At 71.1% G+C, this 23,687-nt stretch carries 26 protein-coding genes, 4 tRNA genes and 1 pseudogene; 11 read left to right on the top strand and 20 right to left on the bottom strand.

The window, feature by feature from the left end:
* Window positions 1-77 precede the first annotated feature (77 nt).
* The 9 genes from pdxT to thrS form a co-directional block, all read right to left on the bottom strand.
* Complete coding sequence (gene pdxT / locus AYO52_RS12630) at window positions 78-692, bottom strand: pyridoxal 5'-phosphate synthase glutaminase subunit PdxT (RefSeq protein WP_067717862.1); 615 nt, start codon at window positions 690-692, stop codon at window positions 78-80.
* On the bottom strand, window positions 689-1,561 hold the full coding sequence (locus AYO52_RS12625) for an acyl-CoA thioesterase II (protein ID WP_067717859.1): 873 nt from the start codon (window positions 1,559-1,561) through the stop codon (window positions 689-691). The genes pdxT and AYO52_RS12625 overlap by 4 nt, the downstream gene beginning before the upstream one ends.
* 7 nt (window positions 1,562-1,568) lie before the next feature.
* Window positions 1,569-2,474, bottom strand: a complete 906-nt coding sequence (pdxS, locus tag AYO52_RS12620; protein WP_067717857.1) for a pyridoxal 5'-phosphate synthase lyase subunit PdxS — start codon at window positions 2,472-2,474, stop codon at window positions 1,569-1,571.
* A 95-nt stretch (window positions 2,475-2,569) separates the two neighbouring features.
* Complete coding sequence (locus AYO52_RS12615) at window positions 2,570-3,169, bottom strand: NUDIX hydrolase (protein WP_067717853.1); 600 nt, start codon at window positions 3,167-3,169, stop codon at window positions 2,570-2,572.
* Entirely contained in the window at window positions 3,159-4,274 is a 1,116-nt protein-coding gene (locus tag AYO52_RS12610; RefSeq protein WP_067717851.1) for a glycosyltransferase family 4 protein, read from the bottom strand. Before AYO52_RS12610 ends, AYO52_RS12615 begins: the two co-directional genes overlap by 11 nt.
* Window positions 4,275-4,281: 7 nt before the next feature.
* Complete coding sequence (locus AYO52_RS12605; RefSeq protein WP_067717848.1) at window positions 4,282-5,190, bottom strand: phosphatidylinositol mannoside acyltransferase; 909 nt, start codon at window positions 5,188-5,190, stop codon at window positions 4,282-4,284.
* Window positions 5,187-5,831, bottom strand: a complete 645-nt coding sequence (gene pgsA / locus AYO52_RS12600; RefSeq protein WP_067717846.1) for a phosphatidylinositol phosphate synthase — start codon at window positions 5,829-5,831, stop codon at window positions 5,187-5,189. Before pgsA ends, AYO52_RS12605 begins: the two co-directional genes overlap by 4 nt.
* Window positions 5,832-5,843: 12 nt before the next feature.
* On the bottom strand, window positions 5,844-6,356 hold the full coding sequence (locus tag AYO52_RS12595) for an HIT domain-containing protein (protein ID WP_235027873.1): 513 nt from the start codon (window positions 6,354-6,356) through the stop codon (window positions 5,844-5,846).
* Between the two features lie 86 nt (window positions 6,357-6,442).
* Entirely contained in the window at window positions 6,443-8,542 is a 2,100-nt protein-coding gene (thrS, locus tag AYO52_RS12590; protein WP_067717841.1) for a threonine--tRNA ligase, read from the bottom strand.
* A 142-nt stretch (window positions 8,543-8,684) separates the two neighbouring features.
* On the opposite strand from thrS, the gene AYO52_RS12585 reads away from it, so the two are divergent.
* A complete protein-coding gene (locus tag AYO52_RS12585) occupies window positions 8,685-9,344 on the top strand; it encodes a DsbA family protein (protein ID WP_067717839.1) in 660 nt (219 codons plus the stop codon).
* A gap of 83 nt (window positions 9,345-9,427) precedes the next feature.
* Here the strand turns inward: AYO52_RS12585 and AYO52_RS18950 are convergent, their stop codons facing one another.
* The 6 genes and pseudogenes from AYO52_RS18950 to AYO52_RS12560 all read right to left on the bottom strand — a co-directional run bounded on the left by AYO52_RS18950 (window position 9,428) and on the right by AYO52_RS12560 (window position 11,853).
* Window positions 9,428-9,904, bottom strand: a complete 477-nt coding sequence (locus AYO52_RS18950) for a hypothetical protein (protein ID WP_253702126.1) — start codon at window positions 9,902-9,904, stop codon at window positions 9,428-9,430.
* A gap of 88 nt (window positions 9,905-9,992) precedes the next feature.
* Window positions 9,993-10,355, bottom strand: a complete 363-nt coding sequence (locus tag AYO52_RS18945) for a hypothetical protein (RefSeq protein ID WP_253702124.1) — start codon at window positions 10,353-10,355, stop codon at window positions 9,993-9,995.
* A 55-nt stretch (window positions 10,356-10,410) separates the two neighbouring features.
* Window positions 10,411-10,773 (bottom strand): hypothetical protein, encoded by a 363-nt coding sequence (locus tag AYO52_RS12575; protein WP_067717836.1) that lies wholly within the window; start codon window positions 10,771-10,773, stop codon window positions 10,411-10,413.
* Window positions 10,770-11,129 (bottom strand): plastocyanin/azurin family copper-binding protein, encoded by a 360-nt coding sequence (locus tag AYO52_RS12570; RefSeq protein WP_067717833.1) that lies wholly within the window; start codon window positions 11,127-11,129, stop codon window positions 10,770-10,772. The genes AYO52_RS12575 and AYO52_RS12570 overlap by 4 nt, the downstream gene beginning before the upstream one ends.
* 6 nt (window positions 11,130-11,135) lie before the next feature.
* Window positions 11,136-11,471 (bottom strand): annotated as a pseudogene (locus tag AYO52_RS12565) (multicopper oxidase domain-containing protein); the annotation flags it as partial.
* A gap of 307 nt (window positions 11,472-11,778) precedes the next feature.
* Window positions 11,779-11,853, bottom strand: a tRNA-Val gene (locus tag AYO52_RS12560).
* Window positions 11,854-12,276: 423 nt separating this feature from the next.
* On the opposite strand from AYO52_RS12560, the gene AYO52_RS12555 reads away from it, so the two are divergent.
* The 3 genes from AYO52_RS12555 (at window position 12,277) to AYO52_RS12545 (ending at window position 12,575) form a co-directional block, all read left to right on the top strand.
* A tRNA-Gly gene (locus tag AYO52_RS12555) sits at window positions 12,277-12,349 on the top strand.
* Window positions 12,350-12,398: 49 nt separating this feature from the next.
* Window positions 12,399-12,472, top strand: a tRNA-Cys gene (locus tag AYO52_RS12550).
* A 28-nt stretch (window positions 12,473-12,500) separates the two neighbouring features.
* Window positions 12,501-12,575: transfer RNA gene (locus tag AYO52_RS12545), tRNA-Val, on the top strand.
* 95 nt (window positions 12,576-12,670) lie between these two features.
* Here the strand turns inward: AYO52_RS12545 and AYO52_RS18340 are convergent.
* Entirely contained in the window at window positions 12,671-12,811 is a 141-nt protein-coding gene (locus AYO52_RS18340) for a hypothetical protein (RefSeq protein ID WP_156523602.1), read from the bottom strand.
* Between the two features lie 29 nt (window positions 12,812-12,840).
* Between AYO52_RS18340 and AYO52_RS12540 the strand changes: the two genes are divergently transcribed.
* A complete protein-coding gene (locus AYO52_RS12540) occupies window positions 12,841-13,374 on the top strand; it encodes a GNAT family N-acetyltransferase (RefSeq protein WP_067717828.1) in 534 nt (177 codons plus the stop codon).
* Window positions 13,375-13,388: 14 nt separating this feature from the next.
* On the opposite strand, the gene zapE is transcribed toward AYO52_RS12540, so the two are convergent.
* Window positions 13,389-14,405, bottom strand: coding sequence for a cell division protein ZapE (gene zapE / locus AYO52_RS12535; protein ID WP_067717825.1), 1,017 nt, complete (start codon window positions 14,403-14,405; stop codon window positions 13,389-13,391).
* Window positions 14,406-14,462: 57 nt separating this feature from the next.
* Here zapE and AYO52_RS12530 point away from each other — a divergent pair, with 57 nt between their 5' ends.
* The 4 genes from AYO52_RS12530 to msrB are packed head-to-tail and all read left to right on the top strand — an operon-like array spanning window position 14,463 to window position 18,435.
* Entirely contained in the window at window positions 14,463-15,203 is a 741-nt protein-coding gene (locus tag AYO52_RS12530) for a dihydrofolate reductase family protein (RefSeq protein ID WP_067717822.1), read from the top strand.
* The gene (locus tag AYO52_RS12525; RefSeq protein WP_082923986.1) at window positions 15,200-16,741 is read left to right on the top strand and encodes an alpha/beta hydrolase; all 1,542 of its coding nucleotides are present in this window, start codon (window positions 15,200-15,202) and stop codon (window positions 16,739-16,741) included. Before AYO52_RS12530 ends, AYO52_RS12525 begins: the two co-directional genes overlap by 4 nt.
* A gap of 53 nt (window positions 16,742-16,794) precedes the next feature.
* The gene (locus AYO52_RS12520) at window positions 16,795-17,991 is read left to right on the top strand and encodes a glycosyltransferase family 87 protein (RefSeq protein ID WP_253702122.1); all 1,197 of its coding nucleotides are present in this window, start codon (window positions 16,795-16,797) and stop codon (window positions 17,989-17,991) included.
* Window positions 17,992-18,000: 9 nt separating this feature from the next.
* Entirely contained in the window at window positions 18,001-18,435 is a 435-nt protein-coding gene (msrB, locus tag AYO52_RS12515; RefSeq protein WP_067717817.1) for a peptide-methionine (R)-S-oxide reductase MsrB, read from the top strand.
* 104 nt (window positions 18,436-18,539) lie between these two features.
* Here msrB and hemQ read toward each other — a convergent pair whose 3' ends face one another.
* From hemQ to hemE, 3 genes are read right to left on the bottom strand one after another with little or no spacing between them, the layout of a single operon-like run.
* Window positions 18,540-19,235, bottom strand: a complete 696-nt coding sequence (gene hemQ, locus AYO52_RS12510; RefSeq protein ID WP_067717814.1) for a hydrogen peroxide-dependent heme synthase — start codon at window positions 19,233-19,235, stop codon at window positions 18,540-18,542.
* A gap of 3 nt (window positions 19,236-19,238) precedes the next feature.
* Window positions 19,239-20,621, bottom strand: coding sequence for a protoporphyrinogen oxidase (hemG, locus tag AYO52_RS12505; RefSeq protein WP_067718020.1), 1,383 nt, complete (start codon window positions 20,619-20,621; stop codon window positions 19,239-19,241).
* A 2-nt stretch (window positions 20,622-20,623) separates the two neighbouring features.
* Window positions 20,624-21,736 (bottom strand): uroporphyrinogen decarboxylase, encoded by a 1,113-nt coding sequence (gene hemE, locus AYO52_RS12500; RefSeq protein ID WP_067717812.1) that lies wholly within the window; start codon window positions 21,734-21,736, stop codon window positions 20,624-20,626.
* 106 nt (window positions 21,737-21,842) lie between these two features.
* Between hemE and AYO52_RS12495 the strand changes: the two genes are divergently transcribed.
* Together AYO52_RS12495 and AYO52_RS12490 are read left to right on the top strand one after the other, a co-directional pair.
* Window positions 21,843-22,430: a DUF3000 domain-containing protein gene (locus AYO52_RS12495; protein ID WP_067717809.1), complete on the top strand. Its 588-nt coding sequence runs from the start codon at window positions 21,843-21,845 to the stop codon at window positions 22,428-22,430.
* A complete protein-coding gene (locus tag AYO52_RS12490) occupies window positions 22,427-23,665 on the top strand; it encodes an HRDC domain-containing protein (protein ID WP_067717807.1) in 1,239 nt (412 codons plus the stop codon). The genes AYO52_RS12495 and AYO52_RS12490 overlap by 4 nt, the downstream gene beginning before the upstream one ends.
* The last annotated feature ends 22 nt before the right edge of the window (window positions 23,666-23,687 follow it).

Below are 23,687 nucleotides of genomic sequence, written 5' to 3'. Positions count from 1 at the left end.
TGTTCCGCCCTCCGGGGGTGTCAGTCCGGGCCGACCTCGGTTGGCCGCCCGGTGCGATGTGTCGCTGACTGGCCAGTCTACGAGGTCGACTGCCGCACCATGTCGACGAAGTACCGGTGAACGCGCACATCGTCGGTCACCTCGGGGTGGAAGGAGGTCGCCAGGGCGTTGCCCTGCCGCACCGCGACCACGTGATCGTGGCCGTCGGAGGCGCGGACGCGGGCGAGTACCTCCACGTCGGGGCCCACCGTCTCGACCCAGGGTGCGCGGATGAACACGGTCCGAACCGGGTCGGCGCCGAGGGCGTCGACGACGAGGTCGGCCTCGAACGAGTCGACCTGCCGTCCGAAGGCGTTCCGACGGACGGTCATGTCGATCGCGGAGAACCAGGTGGCGTCCGCCCGGGTGTCCAGGACGACCGACGCCAGCAGGATCATGCCCGCGCAGGAGCCGTAGACCGGCATGCCGCCGGAGATCCTCTCGGCCACCGGTTCGTACATGTCGTAGACGTCCAGAAGCCGACTCATCGCGGTGGATTCCCCGCCGGGCAGGATGAGTCCGTCCACGCCGTCGAGTTCGGAGCGCCGGCGGACGGCCACGGCCCGCGCGCCGACGGACTCGAGGTGGCGGACGTGTTCGGCGACATCGCCCTGGAGGGCGAGGACACCGACGGTCGGGGCGTCCGCGCTCACTTCTTCGACGGGTCGTCGGTGGTGCTCACCGGGAACGGCTGCGCACCCGGGCGCAGGCGCCGGGACAGTCCCTCCTGGGTGACGGCAGCGACGAGCCTGCCGGAGCGGTCGAAGATCCGCCCCTGGGTGAGGGCGCGCCCCCCGAACGCCGACGGCGAGGTCTGGTCGTACAGCAACCAGTCATCGGCCCGGAAGGGGCGCATGAACCACATGGCGTGGTCGAGCGAGGCGTCCTGGGTGGGCTCGTCGGGGTGCGGGACCTTGGCCGAGCCCAACAGCGTCATGTCCGACATGTACGCGAGCGTGCACACGTGGAAGTTCGGATCGTCCGGCAGCGCGTCGACGCTCCGGAACCACACCCGCTGCTGCGAGGCCAACGCCGAACTCGTCTCCAGGCGGTCCCGGGGGACGATCCGGATGTCCCACTGGGCCCATTCCTCGGCGAAGATGCGGTGGGCCTCGTCGAGGTCGTCGATCGTCGGGACGTCGATCTCCTCGGGCCCCACGACCCGGGGCATCGAGTCCTGGTGCTCGATGCCCTCCTGGTCGACCAGGTGGAAGGAGGCCGACATGGAGAAGATCGGCTCCCCCTCCTGGATGGCGGTGACACGGCGGGTGGCGAAGCTGCGACCGTCCCGGAGGCGGTCGACCTGGAAGACGGTCGGCACGTCGGGGATGCCCGGCCGGATGAAGTACCCGTGCAGGGAGTGGACGTGCTTGTCGGAGTCCACGGTCCGGACCGCGGCGACGAGGGTCTGACCGGCGACCTGGCCGCCGAAGGTCCGCTGCAGGTGCGTGCGGATGGCCGGTCCCCGGAAGAGGTCGCGGTCTATCCGCTCGATCTCGAGGATGTCCTCGATCTTCGCCACCGGCGGGTCACCAGCCCCGCTCGGCGAGCCGGTGGGGCTCGGGGATGTCGTCGACGTTGATGCCGACCATGGCCTCGCCGAGGCCGCGGGAGATGGTCGCGAGCATCTCCGGATCGTCGTGGAAGGTCGTCGCCTTGACGATCGCCTTGGCCCGCTCGGAGGGGTTGCCGGACTTGAAGATGCCGGAACCGACGAACACGCCCTCGGCACCGAGCTGCATCATCATCGCGGCGTCGGCCGGGGTGGCGATGCCGCCCGCGGTGAACAGGACCACGGGGAGCTTGCCGGTCTCAGCGACCTCCTTGACCAGCTCGTACGGCGCCTGGAGCTCCTTGGCGGCCACATACAGCTCGTCGGACGGCAGGCTCTGCAGCGTGCGGATCTGCTGCCGGATCTGGCGCATGTGGGTGGTGGCGTTGGAGACGTCACCGGTGCCGGCCTCGCCCTTGGAGCGGATCATCGCCGCGCCCTCGGTGATGCGGCGCAGGGCCTCGCCGAGGTTGGTGGCGCCACAGACGAACGGCACGGTGAAGCCGAACTTGTCGATGTGGTTGGCGTAGTCGGCCGGGGTGAGGACCTCGGACTCGTCGACGTAGTCCACGCCGAGGGCCTGGAGGATCTGCGCCTCGACGAAGTGCCCGATGCGGGCCTTGGCCATCACGGGGATGGAGACGGCCTCGATGATGCCGTCGATGAGGTCGGGGTCGCTCATGCGGGCGACGCCGCCCTGTGCCCGGATGTCGGCGGGGACGCGCTCGAGGGCCATCACGGCCACGGCGCCGGCGTCCTCGGCGATCTTCGCCTGCTCGGCGGTGACGACGTCCATGATGACGCCGCCCTTGAGCATCTCGGCCATACCTCGCTTGACGCGTGCGGTTCCGGTGGTGTTCTCGCTGGACTGCGGGTCGCTCACGAAATAGGCCTTTCCTGGCTCAGACGACGTGTGACAGGGGTCCAGTGTAGGTCTCCCTCACCCCGGCGCCCCAACCGCCGCCCCACCGGGGTTGGTCAGGCCTGCGGTGGCGGCGCGTCGACGAGTTCGACGTACCCCGGCATCGGGGCCCGGCCGGCCAGTCGCAGGAGGCGGACCGGGGCCTGTTCCCGCAGACTGCGGGTGTCACGGACGGCGTCGTTGTAGAAGCGCCGGGCCATGGAGACGCGATCCGAGGCGTCCTCCAGCTCGGCGGCGAGATCGTCGGGCAGCGCGTCCGTGTCGACCCCGGACAGGACCACGCCGAGGGTGTTCTCCGCGACCTCGGCGTCGGGCTCGGCGGGGTCGTCCGGCGCGCCGCCCGTGTCGCGGCGACGTCGGTGGTCCGGGTGCGGCGCGGGGTCCGGCCCGGTGATCGCGCCCGGAGGGTGGGCGCGGGCGTGCGCGAGAGCCCGCGCCAGGCGGTCCGCGCCCGCCGGGTCCCGCGCCGAGAGGTCGCGGGCGACGGCGGCGGCGACCGTGTGGCGTCGCTCCAGGGCCCCGGTCAGGGCGGCGCGGGCCAGGTCGGTGCGGATGTGGAGGCGGTCCAGGCGGTGGGCGGTGAGGTACGCGGAGAGCAACGCCGCGAGCGCGGCGACGAGGACGACGACGACGACGACGATCAGCTCAGCGGACACGCAGCGTCTCCCCCGGGCCGCGGATGGTCTCGTACACACGCACGACCCGGTCGGCGACGACGGGCCAGTCGTACTCCCGGACCGCCTGGAGACCGCGGGTGCGGAGGTCGGCGCGCCGTCCGGGGTCGGTGAGGACCCTCGTGAGGGCTGCGGCGAGGGCACCGGCGTCGCCGACCGTGGCGAGTTCCCCGCACTCGCCGTCCCGGAGGACACGGCGGAATGCGTCGAGGTCGGCGGCCACGACGGCGGTCCCGGCGGCCATGGCCTCCACGAGGACGATGCCGAAGCTCTCCCCGCCGGTGTTGGGTGCGCAGTAGACGTCCGCCGCGGCCAGCACCGCGGCCTTGCGGGTGTCGTCGACCCGGCCGAGGAACTCCACGTCCAACCCGGCCGGGAGGGCGGCGCGCAGTGCCCGCTCGTCGCCGTCGCCCATGACCCGCAGCCGCAGGTCCGGGACGTCCCGCAGGACGGCGGGGAGCGCTGCGGCGAGCACGCCCATCCCCTTGCGGGGTTCGTCGTAGCGGCCGAGGAACGCCACGGTCGGTGCGTCGGTCGGTTCGGCTGAGGTGTCGACGTCGGTGAACGCGGACACGTCGACGCCGTTGGGGATCTCGACGGCGTCGGAGCCCAGGGCCTCCATCTGCCAGCGGCGCGCCAGGGTCGACACCGCGATTCTCCCGCGGATCTTCTCGAGCAGCGGGGCCAGGACCCCGTCGGCGGCGCCGAGGATCATCGACCCCGTGGTGGAGGTGTGGAACGTGGCCGTGATGGGCCCAGAGGACATCGCCAGGGCGAACATGCCGACGCCCGGGGCGTTGGGTTCGTGGATGTGCAGGACGTCCAGCGGTTGCTCGCGGAGCCACTGTCGGGTGGCCCGCCAGGTGGCGGGCCCGAAGCTGAGCCGGGCGACGGACCCGTTGTAGGGGATCGGGACGCCCGGCCCGGTCAGGGTCATCCCGGAGACCGGCGCGCTGCCGGGACTGCCCGGGGCCAGGACCCGGACAGTGTGTCCGCGGCGTCGCAACTCCTCGGTCAGGTCCACGACGTGGGCCTGCACCCCGCCCGGGGCGTCGAACGAGTAGGGGCAGATCATGCCGATGCGCACGGCGGGGTCAGCCCTCGATCCGCGCACGTCGCTCGGCCGGCAGGTCGTCCAGCCACAATGGCTGGAGCATGTGCCAGTCCGCGGGGTGCCGGGCGATCCCCTCGGCGAAGAGGTCGGCCATCGCCTGCACCGTCGGCTCGATCCCGTCCGAGACGTCGATGGGCGGGGTGATGCGGACCCGCATCGTCTCCTCGTCGGCGTACCAGAACTGGGCGACGAGCAGAGGCGCGCCGGTCTCCACCGCGAGGCGGGCCGCCCCCGCGGGCATGCGCGTCTGCTCGCCGAAGAACGTCACGGGCACCCCGGTCCGGCGTAGGTCCCGCTCCCCCGGCAGACAGACGATCCCGCCCCCTGCGAGGTACTCGCGCAGGGCGTCCAGCGGCGGGGTGGGTCCGCCCGTGTGCGGGTAGATGGTGAAGCCCAGGCCCTCGCGGAAGTCCAGGAAGCGCTGGTACAGCGATTCCGGCTCGAGTCTCTCGGCGACGGTGGCGAACCCGCCGTAGCGTCGCGCCAGCCAGGTGCCGCCCAGGTCCCAGTTGGCCGAGTGCGGCAGCGCGACGACCACCCCGCGCCCCTGCTCGAGCGCCGCGTCGAGGTTCTCGACCCCGGCGATCGTCCGGTCCATCTCGCGGGCTACGGCCTCGCGATCCATGGAGGGCAGGCGGAACGCCTCGCGCCAGTAGCGGGCGTAGGAGCGGAGGGAATCCCGGATCAGCTGGTCGGGGACCTCGGCCGGGGCGACCCCGAGGACGCGGGCCAGGTTCCGGCGCAGCTGCGAGTCCGGACCCTGTCGGCGGGCCGCAAGATCGGCGCCCGTTCGGAAGAGGGTGCGCGCGACCGGCTCGGGCAGGCCGCGCACCACGGCCCATCCGGCGGCGTACCCGAGATCGGTCAGGCGATCGCCGAGTGCGCTCATCGGTCTCCCACCGCAGGGGCATCGCTACGCGCCACGCGTTCGAGGTAGTCGGTGCGGCCGCCCCACACCCGCTGGATCACCGTGACGAAACTACCCACCGCGACGGCGGTCAGCCCGACCTCGAGCGCCCACGGCACCCCCAGCCCCTCGAGGCCGGCGCCGAGCAGGATGAGGACCAGGCGATCGGCGCGCTCCATCAGCCCGCCCGGTGTGTGCAGCCCGCCCGCGTCGGCGCGGGCCTTGGAGTAGGACACCACCTGGGACAGGATCAGGCAGGCCAGGAGCATGACCAGCGCGTACCGGTTGTCGGGCTCGGTGTGGACCAGCCACCACACCAGCGACGCCAGGATCACGCCGTCCGCGACCCGATCGGAGACAGCGTCGACCAGGGCCCCGTACGGTGACCCGCCCCCGCTCGCGCGGGCGACCGCACCGTCCACCAGATCGAACAGGGTGCACAGTGCGATGACGATCGCGCCGGCCACCAGGTGACCGGGTCCGAACAGGGTGATCGCCGCGGCGCAGGTCAGCAGGAGGCCGGCGAGGGTGATCCCGTTGGCGGTGACGCCGCTGCGGACGAGGAACGCCGCCAGGGGGTGGGCCACCCTGGCGACCCCCGACCTTCCGTACTCGCTGAGCATTCGACTCCCTGCCTACTTCGAGGTGCGGTCTGGTCCGGACACGCCATCCGATGACACCGTGGTGGACCACGCCTCCGAGAGCAGCTGCCGCGTCTGTCGGAGGAGCTGCGGCAGCACCTTGGTCCCGCCGGTCACGGTAATGAAGTTCGCGTCACCGATCCAGCGTGGCACGACGTGTTGGTGCAGATGCTCGGACAGGGACCCGCCGGCCGCGCCACCCAGATTGAGCCCCACGTTGAACGAGTCCGGGTTCGAGACCGTCTTGATGACCCGGATCAGGTGCTGCGTGTACGACATGAGTTCGCGGGACTCGTCGTCGTCGAGGTCCTCCAGGTCCGCCACCTTGCGGTACGGCACCACCATCGAGTGACCCGGGTTGTAGGGGAACAGGTTGAGCACGACGTAGACGTGCTCGCCCCGGGCGACCACCAGCCCGTCCTCGTCGCTCATCCTCGGGATGTCGAGGAACGGCTCCCCCGTCATCCCCTCGGCCGGCTCGGGACGCGACTCGGCGATATATGACATCCGGTAGGGCGCCCACAGCAACTGGAGGTGGTCCTCCCCCACCCCGAACTGGCGGTAGACGCCCGTCGAGGACGGATCTCCGGCCGTCACACGCGCTCCGCGGTCGGCACGTCGTTGCGTCGGGAGTTGACCCAGTACGAGATCTTGTCCATCGCGGCGTTCCGCGAGACCCCGTTGAGCTGCGTCCCGTCCGGGAACCGGAAGCTCACCGCGCCCGCCTCGACGTCGCGGTCACCGGCCAGGAGCATGAACGGGACCTTGCCGGTGGTGTGGTTGCGGATCTTCTTCTGCATCCGCTCGTCGGAGACGTCGAGCTCGGCGCGGATACCGCGCCCCCGGAGCTCGTCGATCACGTCCTCGAGATGCTTCTCGTGCGCCTCCGCCACGGGGATGCCCACCACCTGCACGGGCGCCAGCCACGCCGGGAACAGACCGGCGTAGTGCTCGAGCAGGACCGCGAAGAACCGCTCGATCGAGCCGAAGAGCGCGCGGTGGATCATCACCGGCCTCTTCTTGGTGCCGTCCGCGGCGTTGTAGGTCAGGTCGAACAGCTCGGGCAGGTTGAAGTCCAGCTGGACCGTCGACATCTGCCACGTACGCCCGATGGCGTCGCGTGCCTGGACGGAGATCTTGGGGCCGTAGAAGGCGGCCCCGCCCGGGTCCGGGACCAGCTCGAGGCCGGAGTTCGTGGCCACCCGACGCAGCGTGTCCGTCGCGCGCTCCCAGATCTCGTCGCCGCCGACGTACTTCTCCGGATCCTTGGTCGACAGCTCGAGGTAGAAGTCCTCGAGGCCGTAGTCGCGCAGGAGCGAGATGATGAAGGAGAGAACGGAGGCGATCTCGCCCTCCATCTGCTCCTCGGTGCAGTAGATGTGCGCGTCGTCCTGGGTGAAGCCGCGGGCGCGGGTGAGGCCGTGGATCACCCCGGACTTCTCGTACCGGTACACCGTTCCGAACTCGAACATCCGCAGCGGGAGCTCGCGGTACGAGCGGCCGCGGGAGTCGAAGACGAGGTTGTGCATGGGGCAGTTCATCGGCTTGACGTAGTAGTCCTGCCCCGGCTTGGTCTCCTTGCCGTCCGCGTCGTACTCCGCGTCCAGGACCATGGGGGGGAACATCCCCTCCGAGTACCAGCTCAGGTGCTGGGACTTGCGGAACAGGTCGCCCTTGGTCACGTGCGGGGTGTTGACGAGCGAGTACCCGGCGGACAGGTGGCGCCTGAGGGAGTGCTGCTCCATCTCGTTGCGGATGATCCCGCCGCGGGGGTGGAACACCGGGAACCCGGACCCGATCTCGTCGGGGAAGCTGAACAGGTCCAGCTCGGTCCCGAGCCGACGGTGATCCCGCTTCTCCGCCTCGGCCAGACGGTCGAGGTAGGCGTCCATGGCCTCGGTGCTCTCCCAGGCAGTGCCGTAGATCCGCTGGAGACCGGCGTTGTTCTGATCGCCCCGCCAGTAGGCAGCGGACGAGCGCGTGAGTGTGAACGCGGGGATGAACTTGGTGGTGGGCGTGTGCGGGCCGCGGCACAGATCCGACCAGATGACCTCGCCGGTGCGGGGGTTGAGGTTGTCGTAGGCGGTCAGCGCACCCGCGCCGACCTCCATGATCTCGGAGTCCTCGAGCGCCACCGCGCCGTCGGCGTCGCCGGCGTCCGCCCGGCCCTTGTCCTCGACCAGTTCGAGCTTGTACGGCTCGCCCGCCAGCTCGGTGCGCGCCTCGTCGAGCGAGGCGTACTCCCGCCGCGAGAAGCGCTGGCCGGCCTTGATGATCTTCTTCATCCGCTTCTCGAGGTCCTTGAGGTCCTCGGGCGTGAAGGGCTCGGCCACGTCGAAGTCGTAGTAGAAGCCGTTCTCGATCGGCGGGCCGATCCCGAGCTTGGCCTCGGGGAACTTGTCCTGCACCGCCTGGGCGAGCACGTGTGCGCACGAATGCCGGATCACCGACCGCCCGTCCTCGGAGTCGGCCCGGACGAGCTCCACCTCCGTGTCCTCGGCGGGCGCCCAGGACAGATCCCGCAGGGTCCCCTCCGGATCCCGCACCACGACGATCGTCTGCGGGCCGCTGCGCGACTGCAGCTCCCGCTCGGCGAGGATCTTGCCCGCGGGCTCACCGGCCGGGACGACGGTCGTCACAGGGGCCGCACCCGTCGCGTCGGCATCGGTTTCCGGAATGCGGTTCTCGGACACGGGGGGAGATCTCCTCGGGCAGTGGACGTCGGGTGCCGGTGGGCCACCCGGGCTGACACCGGTCCACGACAGGGACCGGGCCGGTCCATGCTACCCGGGGCCCTGACGGAATCCCGGACCGCGGCGCGACGTTGCACCCGGCATGCGCATCGACATCTGGTCCGACGTCGTCTGTCCGTTCTGCTGGATCGGCAAGCGGCACCTCGAGGCGGCACTGGAGACGTTCCGTGCGCGACACCCCGAGATCGGGGTCGAGGTGGTGTGGCGGGCCTACGAACTCGACCCCTCCGCTCCCCGCGTCGTCGGCGACGAGCCGACCGAGACGAGCGCACAGATGCTCTCGCGCAAGTACGGGATGTCGCTCGCCGACGCGGAGGCCGGGCAGGAGCAGATGGCCGCCCGGTTCACCGAACTCGGCCTGGACTTCGACTGGCGGTCCGCGCGCATCTGTTCGACCTTCGACGCCCACCGCCTGGCCGCCCTGGCCGCCGAGCACGGACGGGCGGACGCGGTGGACGAGGCCCTGCGACGCGCCCACTTCACCGAGGGACGGGCGATCTCGGACCCGGTGGTGCTGCATCGGATCGGGGTCGGGGCCGGGTTACCGGCAGCGGAGGTCGACCGGGTGCTCCGAGGGGACGCGTACGCCGACCTGGTGCACCGCGACGTCGAGACGGCCCGCGGTCTCGGGGCCCGGGGGGTGCCGTTCTTCGTGTTCGACGACCGACTCGCCGTCAGCGGGGCCCAGCCGGTCGAGGTGTTCGACCGGGCACTGGAGCAAGCGGTGGCTGCGGAGGTCTGAGCCCCACCGAGTTTGTACACACCACCGGGCGCCCGACCCGCTGTCCGCGGATCGGGCGCCCGGTCGTGCGGGGTGCCGCTATGTCACATCGCCAGCGCCCCCGCGCCGAGACCGGCGAGGGCCACGAGGCCCGAGCCCGCGGCGAGCTGGACCATGCGGTCCGCGGCCATGCACGTGAGCAGGAAGTCACCCATCGTGCCGCCCTGTCGCTGGTGCGCGATCGCGAGGGCGGACGGACCGCACCTGCCGATCGAGACCGCCGCGAACAGTGCCGCGCCGAGAACGGGGTTGGCGAGGGCGATCGCGCCCAGGAACAGCAGGTAGTAGGCGCTGGAGCGGATGAAGATCATGAACCCGGGCCCGATGAGCGTGCCGAAGTAGAACGACACCCGCATCGGACGACCGACCCGGCGCAGATGGCGGGGCAGCTGCTGACGTCGCATCGGCGTCGGCATCCGCAGCAGACCGGTCTCGTGGAGGCCGTACAGGAACGCCAGCGAGGACCATCCCGCCAGCAGCGGGGCCACCGGGACCGGCCCGACCACGGACTGGACGGCCATTCCCACGAGGCCCAGGCCCGCACCGACCGGCAGAGCGGTGAGCAACGAGCCCGCGAGGTGGGCACCGAGACGGCTCAGGGCGGAGCCGTCACCGGGCCGGTCCGCCTGCTTTGGGGGCGGCGACGACCCCTGCCACGGACATGCCGCAGGTGGACCAGTTCGCCGCGACGGCGGTGAGAGCGGCGGCGCCGACGACGCCCACGGTGAGGGCGACCGGTGCGGTCAGGCCGGTGACGGCACCGACCGCCACCGCGGCGCCAACGCCGAAGGCCAGTGATGCGGCGGCGACCCCGACGCGCTTGGCGATACCGACCGCGTGGCCCATCCGCGGCCGGATCTCGGGGCGATCGCCGAGGCCCAGGTCGGATATATCCGCCACGGACCGGGTCTCCCCGTCGGGCGGGACGGTGGCTCCCGCGAGGTGCGGGGCCGTGGTGGGTGTGATTGTCACGGTGTTCCTCCTCGTACTGGTGGTGTGGTGGTGGATCGGTGGGGTGGGACGAGGGTCAGGCGGGTGGCCTCACGACCACGGAGCCCACCATCTGGGGGTGGATCGAGCAGGTCACCCGGTAGATGCCCGGTTCGGGGAAGACCATGCGGTGCTCCCCCTCTGCCCGGAAGCCGGCGTTGCCGTCGAGTCCTTCGACGACCACGTCGTGGTAGGTCCCGCCGTCGTCGAAGAACCAGGCGACCTCATCGCCGGCGACCACGTGCAGCTCTCTGGGGTCGAAGGCGACGTTGCGCACCGTGACCCTGGCGGGCTCGGGGGGAGACCCGCACCCGGTCACGAGTAGCGCGACTGCGGCGACCGACGCGAGGACCGGGTTCGGGGAGGTTCCCGCCCGCCCCCTACGGGTGACGGGCCTCATCCCTCCACGATGACCTGTCCGGTCATCTGCGGATGCGGGGTGCAGGTGTAGTCGTAGACGCCCGCGGTCTCGAAGGTCTGCGCATAGGTGCCGGAGGTCTGCAGCTCGGAGGCGAAGGCGACCGGTGCTCCCCCCATCGACGCGACGTCGTGGGGCAGGGATGCCTCCCAGACCCACTCCACGGTGTCTCCCGGGGAGATGGTGACGACCGCGGGATCGAACTTCATGTCCAGCACCCGGACCTGGACCGTGGTGCCGGTCGCGGCCCCCGCCCGCACGTCACCGGACGAGCACCCGGCGGTGAGGAGGAGGGCGGACGTCGCCATGGCGGCGAGCTTGGTGGTGTTGCGCAACATCGAGTGTCACCTCTCGTAGTAGAAGTCGGTGGTCATCCCGGCGTCCAGGTGATACGCGTTGTGGCAGTGGAACATCCAGGCGCCGGGATTGTCGGCGTCGAACTCGAACGCGAGACTCTGGCCCGGGTGGATGATCACGGTGTCGCGCCGCAGTCTCCCGTACTCCTGGACGCCGAAGGTGTGCCCGTGCAGGTGCATCGGGTGCCACATCGAGGTGGAGTTGGTCATCTCGATCCGGATCCGCTCGCCCGTTCGCATGAAGATCTTCCCGACGTCCGGGCCGGCGATCCCCCAGACGTAGTCGGACGGCGACTCGATGAGTTCGAGTCGGTACGTCCGGTCCGCCGACGATCCCGACCACTGCGGAGACGCACATTCCCGTCATTAGCGTTCCTTCCTACGACGATGACCCTCGTCGAGGGCCTTGTGCGGCAGCACGGAAGGAACGCTGTGGCTGTACTGTTTCGGCGAGATTTCCGAATGAGGCTGCTCTTATTACCAAACCTCTACGTTCGTCTAGGGCACGCTCGAACCTGGACGCGGCCAGCCCGGGAGGCGGCGAGGGTGCTCTACAGCTATCGCGAACCGGCAACGATGAGGAAATGACGAAACCCCGCGCTCCGGTAGACGGAGAACGGGGTTCGTCGGGTGGTGGTCCTAACTGGGTTCGAACCAGTGACCTCTCCGGTGTGAACGGAGCGCTCTTCCACTGAGCTATAGGACCTCGTCGCCCGGCTTCTCTCCCGGGCACCCGCAATACTCTAGCAAGCCCGGTGCCCACGCCCAATTCGGGTCCCGACGGGACGGTGTGGGCTCCCGTTTCCCGTCCGGGCGCTCCGACTCGCGCTCCTCCACCATGGTCTGCTCCGCGCTGCACTAGCGGCACCTCGGTGCGCGTCGTCGTCGGTCCATTCCGGCGCTGACCCGGTCGCGAAACTCGGGCGGTCAGGCAGGCCCCGGCCAGCCGGGTTGCCCACGGCCGCAACTGCTGGTGCGGGCGGGGCCGGCGGGGCTGGTGGTGCGGAAACTCTATCGGGCTCCTGGCCAGTTCAGCGGGCATTTCCGACCCCGGATTTGTATTGCGCGAACGTCGTCGGCTAATGTTCATTCTCGCAACGCGGTGAGCAACAGCGAGCCGGGAAGCGATGCGGATGTGGCGCAGCTGGTAGCGCATCACCTTGCCAAGGTGAGGGTCGCGGGTTCGAATCCCGTCATCCGCTCGGAGGGATCGAGGAGCCAGGACGTCCTCACCAGGCTCGATACCTTTGCGGTGGAGTGGCCGAGTGGTGAGGCAGCGGCCTGCAAAGCCGTCAACACGGGTTCGATTCCCGTCTCCACCTCCACGTCCGGACCCGTCCGGACGGGAAACCCGCGCGATTAGCTCAGCGGGAGAGCGCTTCCCTGACACGGAAGAGGTCACTGGTTCAATCCCAGTATCGCGCACCACACGACGCCCCGGCCCCGGCTGGGGCGTTCGTCGTTTCACGGACTGCCGCTTGTTCGGTACCGGAACGTACTCCCGACGTGACGTCGGTCACTGATCATGATGGTATGTCCGCGATGCCCCACCTCCACCATTCGACGACGATGAATTCGAGGTCACGCTCATCCTCGGTGGCGGCGACGACGCGGAGAAACTCGTCGTCAGAGGGGCACGGACGGGCGAGAGCCTGCACCTGCACGCCTGAACGGCGCCTTATAGGCTCGTGGGGTGACCGCCCGACTCAGTGACGCCTCGGTGGCCGATATCGGCGCCGTCTCGGCCTTGGCGGCCCGGACGTTCCCGCTGGCGTGCCCTCCCGAACTGGGGCCGGTCGAGATCAGGGCCTTCATCGCCGAGCACCTCGGCCCGGAGGCGTTCAGAGCTCACCTCGTCACGCCGGGCCACGAGGTCCTGGTGGCCCGGGGCGACGACGGTGAGATGGTCGGGTACATCCTGCTGATCGCCGGGACCGAGATGGACCCGGGCTGCGCTGGACAGGTGATTCACCGACCCACGACCGGGGTCAGCAAGTTCTATGTGGATCCCGACCACCACGGCGGAGGGATCGCGTCGGACATGCTCGACGAGGTGTGCCGACGGTGCAGAGCGGCGGGCACGCGGAGCATCTGGCTGGCCACCAACGTCGCCAACGCCCGAGCCCGCAGGTTCTACGTCAAGCGTGGTTTCGAACCACGCGGGAACCGGACCTTCGACGTCGGAGGGGTCGCCAACACCGACGTCGTGTACGAACTGGCGCTTTGAGAGGGGCCTGCCGGTCAGCCGCCGACGGTCTCGAACCGGGACAGCGCCAGGAGTCGGGAAGTGGCACGAAGGTACTTCTTGCGGTAGCCGCCGGCGATCATCTCGTCGGTGAAGATCGCGTCCAGTTTGTCGCCGGAGTTGCGCACGGGAATCCCCGCGTCATAGAGCCGGTCGGCGAGGACGACGAGACGAAGGGCGATCGACTGATCCGGCAGCGGCTTGACCCCGCTGAGGCAGACCCGCGTGACGCCGTCGACGAGGCGGTTGTACTTGGACGGGTGAAGGGTCGACAGGTGCTCGCACAGGGCGTCGAAGTCGTCGAGCGTGGCAGCCTCCACCGCCTCGGCCTCGGCCTCGAGTCCGCTGTCGTCCATCGGGTCCGGGGCGGGGGGCAGGTTACGGTGCCGGTAGTCCGGGCCGTCGACCCGGATCGACTCGAAGATCCCCGACATCTTGCGGATCTCCCGCATGAAGTCCTTGGCCGCGAACCGTCCCTCCCCCAGCTGCTCCGGCAGCGTGTTGGACGTGGCCGCGACGCTGACACCGGCGGTGGTGAGCTCCGCGAGCAGTCTAGACACCAGCATGGTGTCGCCCGGATCGTCGAGCTCGAACTCGTCGATGCACAGGACGGAGTGCCCGGAGAGCTCCTCGACGGCCCGGTTGAAGCCGAGAGCACCCACGACGTGGGTCAGCTCGACGAACGTCCCGAACGCCTTGGGCTCGGGGCAATTGTGGTAAATCGACGTCAGCAGGTGGGTCTTGCCCACCCCGAAGCCGCCGTCGAGATAGATACCGGTCCCCTGCACCGCCTTCGGTCGCCGGCCGAACAGCCCCTTCTTGGGAGTGCGACGGGCCACCACGGACTCGGCGAACTCGCGACACGCCTTGACCGCGGCGGCCTGCGAGGGCTCGGCCGGGTCCGGGATGTAGGAGTCGAAACTGACATCGTCGAACATCGACGGGGGAACCATCTGTGCCACGAGCTGATCGGCAGGAACCACCGGGGTGACGTCAACGAGGCGAGAGACCATGGGCAGAGCCTATCGTGGGGACACCCGGCGTCAGAACGGAAGGAGTCCCCGGTGCACATGACACGGCCCACCGTGATCGACGACGACCCCACCGCCCTCGAGGCCTTGTGGGCGGCGCTGGACCCCGAACCGGGTCTGCCCGTGCCGTGCATCCGCGCGGTGATGATCTCCTCGGTCGACGGCACGACCGCCGTGGACGGCCGCAGCGGCGGGCTGGGGACCCCGACGGACCGGCTGGTCTACGACGCCATGCGGGCCCGGGCCGACCTGATCCTGGTGGGCTCGGGCACCGTTCTGGCCGAGGGGTACGGCCCCGCCCGGACCGCCGCCGTGTGGGCGGACAGACGACCCGGTCCCCCGCCCGTCGTCCTGGTGTTCACCCGCGCGCTGGGCGACGCGCTCATCGAGCACTGCGCCGACGCCGGCGACGGACTGCAGGTGGTCGCCGCCCACGGAGTGCCCGGCGACCGACTCGAGGCCGCCCGGGAGCGGGGTGTCACGGTGCACGTGCTCGATCCGGGTCCACTGCGCACCTCCGTCCGTTCCCTCGCCACACACTTCGGGGCCTCCGAGGTGACGTTCGAGGGCGGTCCGCAGCTGCTCGGGACGTTGTTGCGCGAGGGCGCGATCGACGAACTCGTCCTGTCGGTCGCCCCCGAGATCATCGTCGGCGGCGACGACTCGCGACTGGCCGTCGGAACCGACGCCACCCGGGTTCCGCTGCGCGTCGCCGCGGCCTTCACGTGCCCCCGCGGCGGGCTCTACACCCGCTGGGTCGTCACCGGGGCCGACGGGTGAGGAACCGTCGAGCGGGAACACGCGCGGTCACGCGGCACCGGCACGTACGGGCACTCGGCGTGGGGCTGGCGGCCCTGGCGGTGACGATCGCCGGGTGTGCGCCCCTGCCCGCGACGGGGCCGCGCCTGGCGACCGGCGACGGCCCCGGGGGATCCTCCGGCGGTGGCGAGGCGGCCGAGACCGCCGACCGACCCGACTGGCTCGCGCCGCGCAGCGACCTCACCTGGGTCCCGTGTCCCGACGGCCGGACCGGCGGGATACCGGAGGGCGCCGCCGTGGAGTGTTCCCTCCTCGGGGAGACCCCCGTCCTGCGGCTCACCGCGACGGGCACACCCGACGACGCGGCGCCCCTCGTCGTCGTCGCCGGTCCCGAGACACCGGCCGACGACCTCGTCTCCCGACTCGCCTCGGCCGGCCCCGAACTCATCGACGCCCGACCGCTGGTCGTCGTGGACCACCGCGGACGGACCGGCCCGGCCGGCACGTGCCTGACCTTCCCGGCCCGCCGCACCCTCGACGGGCTCGCGGACCGGGGCACCGACCCCGATTCGCCCGCGCTGCGCGGCGACCTCGCCGACACCTCACAGTCCTGCACGGACCAGCTCCAGGGCCGCGAACTGGACTTCGGCTCCGCCGGCGCCGCCGAGGACCTCGAACGCCTACGCCAGCAGTGGGACGTGCCCGGGCTCGCCGTGATGGGGATCGGGACCGGGGCCCGCACCGCCCTCGCCTACGCCGGCGCACACCCGGGTCGCCTCTCCCTGCTCGTGCTCGACTCCCCCGCCCCCGCCGACGGGGACCAGGAGGCCGCGGCCCGCGCCGCCCTCGACGGCTCCGACGCGGCGCTGCGCCTGTGGGCCGCCTCGTGCACCCGGACCGAGTGCGGACCCGGCGACGCCGACGAGAAGGTCGAGGCCGTGACCCGCGCGCTCGACCGCGCCCGCGAACCCGGCGTGGCGGTCCCGGCGGCGTTGCTGTCCGACGTGGTCCGGTCGGCGTTGGCGGACCTGTCCGGCGCCTCCGCAGCCGACGCCTCCCCAGGCGACGTCATCCTGGGCGACCTCGCGGCCGCCGCCCCCGAGGACACCCCGGGCAGCGTCCGTGACCGCGCCGCCGAACTGGCCGGGACGTCGCTGCCGTACGTGGCCGGATGCTCCGACCTGTCGCGCCGCGTCCCGGTCAACCGTGTCGAGGAACTGCGGGCCGAATGGGAGCAGACCCCGCCGTTCGGGGAGATCATCGCCGCGCAGCTCTCCGCCTGCTCCACCTGGCCCGTGCCCGGGCAGTCTCCGGTCTCCGTTCCCGCCGAGACGCCGGTACTCCTGGTCGGAGGGATCGCCAACCCCCGGGCCGGTGCCGCCGCACTCGAACCCACCGCCGGGGCCCTCAGCGCCGCCGGGGCCACCGACGTGCGGATCGTCACCTGGGGCGCCCCGGGCGCACAGGTGATCCTGCACTCCGGATGCGCCCGGGGCGCGGTCGTCGATTTCCTCGACGACCCGGATGCCGCTGAGCAGTCCACGGCCTGCCCGTCCTGACCGGCCGGGGTGCCTCACCGGGACGCGGGAGGCCAGGCGGTACCCTGCGAGTCGTGCCGCTGCCCACCCGAAGCACGTCGACCGTGCCCCGCGTCCTCACCCACGTGTTGTGGCCGCTGGCGATCATGACCGTCATCCACCGCGTCCTGATCAAGGCCGTCAACGGATCCATCACGAACGACTTCGGCACCGTCTACGCCGCCACCAGGCGTTTCCTTGCAGGTGAGCCGGTGTACGTCGAGAACCTGCTGACGGTGCAACCGCACTATCTCTACGCCCCCAGCGGGACGTTCGTCCTCGCCCCGTTCGGCCTGATCGACAACTACACGCTGGCGCGCTGGCTGTTCATCGGAATCAACACCGCCGCGATCATCGCGGCGCTGTGGCTGCTCATGCGGCTGTTCGACCTCGACGTCCGCTCGTTCGCCGCCCCCGCCATCCTGCTGGCGGCGTTCTGCACCGAGGCGGTCACCAACACGCTGGTCTTCACCAACGTCAACGGCGTGATCTTCCTGTGCCAGGTGGCGTTCCTCTACCTACTGCACCGGCGGCGCCTCTGGTGGGCCGGCGTGGCCATCGGCCTGTCCCTGGCCGTCAAACCGATGCTCGCTCCGCTGCTCGTGCTGCCTCTCATCCGCAAGCAGTGGCAGCCGTTCGTCACCGCGGCCGCGATCCCCGCCGTCACCATGGCCGCGGGGTGGGCCCTCACCGTCGACGCCCGCAGTTACCTCGACACCACGCTCACGTACATGGGTGAGGTGCGCGACTACTACAACAGCTCGATCGCGGGGATGGGCCTGTACTACGGCGTACCCGAGCCGGTCATCCTGGTGGCCCGCATCCTGGTCGTGGTGGCCACCCTCGTCGCCGTGTGGCTGCTGATGGACTACCGCCACAACCACGAGGTGCTGTGGTTGGCCACCACCTCCGGGGTCGTGCTCGCCGGTGTGTTCCTCGTCTCCACCCTCGGCCAGATGTACTACTCCATGATGCTCATCCCGATCATGCTCACGGTGGTGCTGGACAGGTCCCTGGTGCGCAACTGGCCGGCGTGGCTCGCGGCCTACGGGTTCTTCACCCTCGACTTCTGGGAGTCGGCGCGCTGGCCCTACTACGGGCGACTACTCGAGTTCGCGCACCCGACCCTGGGTTGGTTGCTGTTGCTGGCCACCGTGCTCGTGGTGCTGTTGTGGCGCCGCAGTGACCCCCGCCGACACGAGCGGATCGCACCGGCCGCCGCGTCGGCGTAGCCTGCGGGCATGAGCGAGCCCACCGATACCCACACCCCCCAGCCGGACTTCACGCTGGACGACACCGAGTGGCGTCGTCGACTCAGCCCCGAGGAGTACCAGGTCCTGCGGCAGGCCGGCACCGAACGTCCCTTCACCGGTGAGTACCACGACACCAAGACCGAGGGCGTGTACCGCTGCCGCGGATGCGGTGCCGAACTGTTCCGCAGCGACGCCAAGTTCGAATCCAACTGCGGGTGGCCCTCGTTCTTCACGCCGCTGGCCGGCGGCGCCGTCATCGAGCGCACGGATTCCTCGCTCGGCATGACGCGCACCGAGGTGATCTGCGCGAACTGCCACGGTCACCTGGGGCACGTGTTCGCCGGGGAGGGCTACGGCACCCCCACCGACCTGCGGTACTGCATCAACTCCCTGAGCATGACGCTGGAGCCGGCCGAGAGCTGAACTCGACCGGCCGCATCCGGCCCACAGAGACGAGAGGGCCGACCGGGACTGCTCCCGGTCGGCCCTCTCTCGCGTCAAGTCGAGCTGTCGGCGCGCGGTGGACCTCAGGGCATCGATGCCGCCAGCTGCCCGGCGGTGACGCGCGGTCCGGTGAAGAACGGGATCTCCTCGCGCACGTGGCGGCGGGCCTCGGTCGCCCGCATCTCGCGCATCAGGTCGACGATCCGGTCGAGCTGCGGGGCCTCGAAGGCGAGGATCCACTCGTAGTCCCCCAGCGTGAAGGACGGCACGGTGTTGGCGCGGACGTCCGGGTACTCGCGGGCGGCGCGGCCGTGCTGGGCGAGGATCTGGCGCCGCTCCTCGTCGGGGAGCAGGTACCACTCGTAGGAGCGCACGAACGGGTACACCGAGACGTACGCGCCCGGCTCCTCCTCGGCGAGGAACGCCGGGATGTGGCTCTTGTTGAACTCCGCGGGGCGGTGCAGCGCGGTGTTGGACCAGAAGGCGGTGCTGGCCCTGCCCAGGATGGTGGTGCGCCGGAACTCGTTGTAGAACCGCTGCAGGTCCTCGATGTGCTCGGAGTGGGTCCAGATCATGAAGTCGGCCTCGGCGCGCAGGCCCGAGATGTCGTAGAGACCCCGGACCACCACGTCGGTGCCGTCGTAGCGGGCGAGGAACTCCTCCAGGTCCGCGGCGACCGCGTCCCGGTCCTCCCCGAGCTGCCCCGGCGTCACCGTGAAGACGGAGAACATCAGGTAGCGAAGGGTCGAGTTGAGCTTCTTGTAGTCAAGGCGTGCCATGGCTCAATCCTGCCACCCCGCGGCGAGTCGCCGGGCCGCGACCCGCGCCGAGCCGATGCAGGCGGGCACCCCCACGCCCTCGGTCGCGCCGCCGACGAGCTCCACCCCGGGCAACCGCTCGGCCAGTTCGGCACGCACGCCCGAGATCCGAGCGTCGTGTCCGGGACCGATCTCGGCCAAAGCGTCGGACCATCGGCGCACCCGCGAGTGCAGGACCGTCGGAGCGGTGCCGCACAGTCCCCCCAGCGCGGATTCGGCCATGCGGGTCAGGGTCGCGTCGTCGGCGGCGAGCACCTCGTCGTCGTCGATCCTCCCGAACGACACCCGGACCAGGTGCCCGGGCCGGGTGTCGAGGTGGGGCCACTTGCGGCTGGTGAAGGTCATCGCCTTGAACGGCACCGGTTCGTCGGTCGCCACCAGGACCCCCGACCGCTCGGGGAGGTCCAAGGACCGGTCGACCTCCAACGCGACGACGGCCGAGGAGGCCGTCCGGATCCCGGACAGGTCCCGGGAGGCGGCGTCGAGACCCCCGGCGCCCTCAAGGAGCGGGGCGGCGTGGGGAACGGGGACGGCGACGACGACGAGGTCCGCCTCCTCGGACCACGACCCGCGGTCGCCGGCGACCGCCAACGAGTAGCCCGAACCGTCCCGGTGGAGGGCGGTGCAGGTGGCGTGTGTACGGATCACGGCACCGGAGGCCCGGACGAGGGCGTCCACGAGGAGCCGGTAACCCCCGTCGAGGGTGGCGAACACCGGGCCCGGCACGCGCTGGGTGACGAGCTCCCCGGCGGCGGCCGTCAGGCTGGGCGCACCACGGTCCAGTGCCTGCGCCAGCCGCGGGATCACCTGCCGCAGCCCGAGCCCGCTACTGGGCGCGGCGTACACGCCCCCGAGCATGGGGTCGACGAGCCGTGCGACGACCGCGTGTCCGAACCGCTCGGAGACCATCGATCCGAGCGAGACGTCACCGCCCGGCTCCCAGTCCAGCGGCAGGTCGGCCTCGCGCGCGGCCGCGGCCCGCTCCCGTGGGCTCAGCACGTCCGCCAACGCCCCGACGTCGGACGGCAGACCCATCAACGTGCCGATGGGCATGGGGACCATCCGACCCCCGGTGAGGATCGCCGGTCCGAGCGGCCCGGGATGACGCAGCGACCCGGTCAGGCCGAGTTCGGCGACGAGGTCGCTCGCCTCGGGTCGGCGGCCGATGAAGGCCTCGGCGCCGAGCTCCATCGGACCGGACGGGAAGTCGACGGTGTGGAGTGCCCCGCCCGGCCGGTCAGAGGCCTCGAGGACGGTGATGTGGGCGTCCGGCAGCTCGCGCGAGAGCTGATAGGCGGCCGTCAGCCCGCTGAGCCCACCGCCCACCACGGCGACGCGAGGGCCCACCGTCACTTCCCGGTCAGCTCGTGGACGAGCTCCACCACGTGGGTCACCGCACCCGGGTCGGTGGTGGGTAGGACACCGTGGCCGAGGTTGAACACGTGGCCGCGTGCGCCGAGGTCGCGCGCCCGCCGGCCCTCGTCGAGGATGCGGCGGACCTCGCCGTCCAGCGCCGACCGGTCGGCGAAGAGCATCGCGGGGTCGAGATTGCCCTGCAGGACTTTGCCCGGCACCCGCCCGGCGGCGTCGTCCAGGGGGATGCGCCAGTCCACGCCGACGACCTCCGGGCCGGCCTCGCCCATCGCCCCGAGCAGCTCGCCGGTGCCCACGCCGAAGTGTGTGCGGGGAACCGTCGAGATGATCTCGTCGGCGAAGATGCGGGTCGAGTGCGGGAGCACCAGCGACCGGTAGTCCCGCTGGCTGAGCGCGCCCGCCCACGAGTCGAAGAGCTGGACGGCGTCCACCCCGGCATCGATCTGCGCGCGCAGGAACACCGTGGTCAGGTCCGCCAGCTTGGCCATGAGCGCGTTCCACACGTCGGGCCGCGAGTACATCAGTGACTTGGTGTGCTCGTGGTTGCGGCTCGGGCCGCCCTCGATGAGGTAGGACGCCAGGGTGAAGGGGGCCCCGGCGAAGCCGATGAGCGCGACCTGCGGGTCGAGTTCGGCCACGACCAGCCGCACGGCCTCCCCGATCTTCTCGAGGCGGTCCGGGGTGAGCTCGGGCAGGGCGGCGACACCGGCCTCGTCCCGGATCGGCTCCGCCACCACGGGCCCGGTCCCGGGCACGATGTCGATGTCCACCCCGGCCGCGGCCAACGGGATGACGATGTCGGAGAAGAAGATCGCGGCGTCCACCCCGTGGCGACGGACCGGCTGCAGGGTGATCTCACACGTCATCGCCGGGTCGAAACAGGCCTCCAACATGGTGGACCCGGCGCGGACCTCCTTGTACTCCGGAAGCGAGCGGCCCGCCTGGCGCATGAACCACACCGGCGTGTGGGCGCCACCGACTCCGGTCACCTCGTCGAGGTACGGGCCGGTCCCGGCGCGGCGGCCGGCGACGGCATCCGTGGCGGGGTCGGCGGGACGGGAGGTCGAGGACGCATCAGAGTTCAACACACCCCCATCGTCCCATGAAGCCGCCACCGCGGCCGGTCAGCCCACCCGGGCAGGCGACGGCGCGCCTCCTCGGGGCACGCCGGGGCGGTCGCTAGCGTGACGACCCGTGAGTACATCGGTCAATGACGGCGAGCCCGAGGTTTTCCGGGAGGCGGTCGAGTCGCTGTCGCGACTCGAGGTCCGCCCCGAGATCTCGGTCGGCCCGATCCGCCCGCCGCAGCGACTGGCGCCCTACAGTCACGCACTTGGTGTCGAGATCATCCCGCCCTCCGGCGACGACGTCCCGGAATTCTCCGACGGCGACGCCTTCGGCCGTCTCATCCTCCTGCACGACCCCTCCGGGGACGACGCGTGGAACGGCACCCTCCGACTCGTGGCCTACATCCAGGCCGACATGGAGGCCTCGCTGGCAGGTGACCCGCTCCTGCCCCAGGTGGCGTGGAGCTGGCTCACCGAGGCCCTCGGCGAGCAGGCCGGGCCGTACACCTCGCTCGGTGGCACCGTCACCAGCACCGCCTCCGTCCGGTACGGCGACATCGCCGGTCCTCCCCAGTCCCACCAGCTCGAGCTGCGCGCGTCCTGGACCGCCCTCGAGCCCGACCTGACCGGCCACGCGTCCGCCTTCTGCACGACGCTGGCCCTGGCCGCCGGCCTCCCACCCGTCGGCGTGACCTCCCTGCACCGGCGGTCGTGAGCGGGCGCCGCCGCGGCGAGACCCCGCCCGGGGCGCAGCCACCCCCGGCCGAGTACGAGTTCGTCGACGACATCCCCGCCATCGAGGCGGTCGCCGACGCCCTGGGATCCTCGACCGGCCCCGTCGCGGTCGACGTCGAACGCGCCTCGGGGATCCGGTACGCGGACCGGGCCTTCCTCCTGCAGCTCCGCGCCCCGACCGGCCCCGCCCTGCTCGTGGACCCGGAGACCCCGGGTCGGACCATCGGCTCCCTCGCCCACGTCCTGTCGACCCGGCCCCTGCTGCTCCACGCCGCGAGTCAGGACCTCCCGTCGCTGCGTGAGCTGGGGGTCTCCCCGACCTCGCTCGTCGACACCGAACTGGCCGGACGTTTCCTCGGTACCGAACGGGTCAACCTCGGGGCGATGATCTCCGAGCACCTCGGGATCGGCCTGGCCAAGGCGCACTCCGCCGCCGACTGGTCCCGTCGCCCGTTGCCCCCGGCGTGGTTGGACTACGCCGCCTATGACGTGCTGTTCCTCCACGAACTGGCGGACGAGGTCCTCCCGCGGCTCGACGAGCTCGGCCGCCGCGAATGGTTCGAGGCGGAGTGTCGGTATCTGGTGGAGTCCGGCCCGGCGCCTGCCGCGCCGGACCCCTGGCGTCGACTGTCCCGGCTGTCGAGCCTGCGCGACGGCCGGCAACTGGCGCGCGCCAGGGAGTTGTGGATGGCCCGGGACCGGGTCGCGGCCGAGCGGGACATCGCCCCCAAGCGGCTCCTCGGTGACGCGGCGATCGTGGAGGCCGCCAGGGTGGGGCCGACGAACAGAACCGCACTGCTGGCGATCGAGGGGTTCGACGGCCCCCACCGCCGACGGCTCGTCGGGGAATGGCTCGCCGCCCTCGAATGGGCCGACGGGCTGGGGCGGGCCGACCTGCCCTCCCGGCAGGGGCCGCCCGCCGAGCATCCGCCGCACGCGTCGTGGAAGCGCAACGAGCCCGAGGCCGCGGAGTTGCTCGAGATCGCCCGCGAACGGATCGGCGCACTCGCCGACGACCTGGGTCTGGAGCCCGGGCTCCTGCTCAAACCCTCGACGCTGAGACTGTGGGTGTGGCGCGCGGCGACGACCCGGTCCGGGGACGACGCGGAACTGCTCCACGACGTCCTGCTCACCGAGAGCGCCCGTGCCTGGCAGATCGAACTGGCCACCGACCCCCTGCTCGAGGCGGTGCGGAGCTTCCGCGCGGATTCCTGAGTCCGGGCCACCGGCACCGGCC

It is taken from the genome of Dietzia sp. 111N12-1, from assembly GCF_001658045.1.
Lineage (GTDB): Bacteria > Actinomycetota > Actinomycetes > Mycobacteriales > Mycobacteriaceae > Dietzia > Dietzia kunjamensis.
The sequence above is the reverse complement of the archived record's forward strand: the minus strand, read 5'-3'. Positions and strand labels throughout refer to the sequence as shown.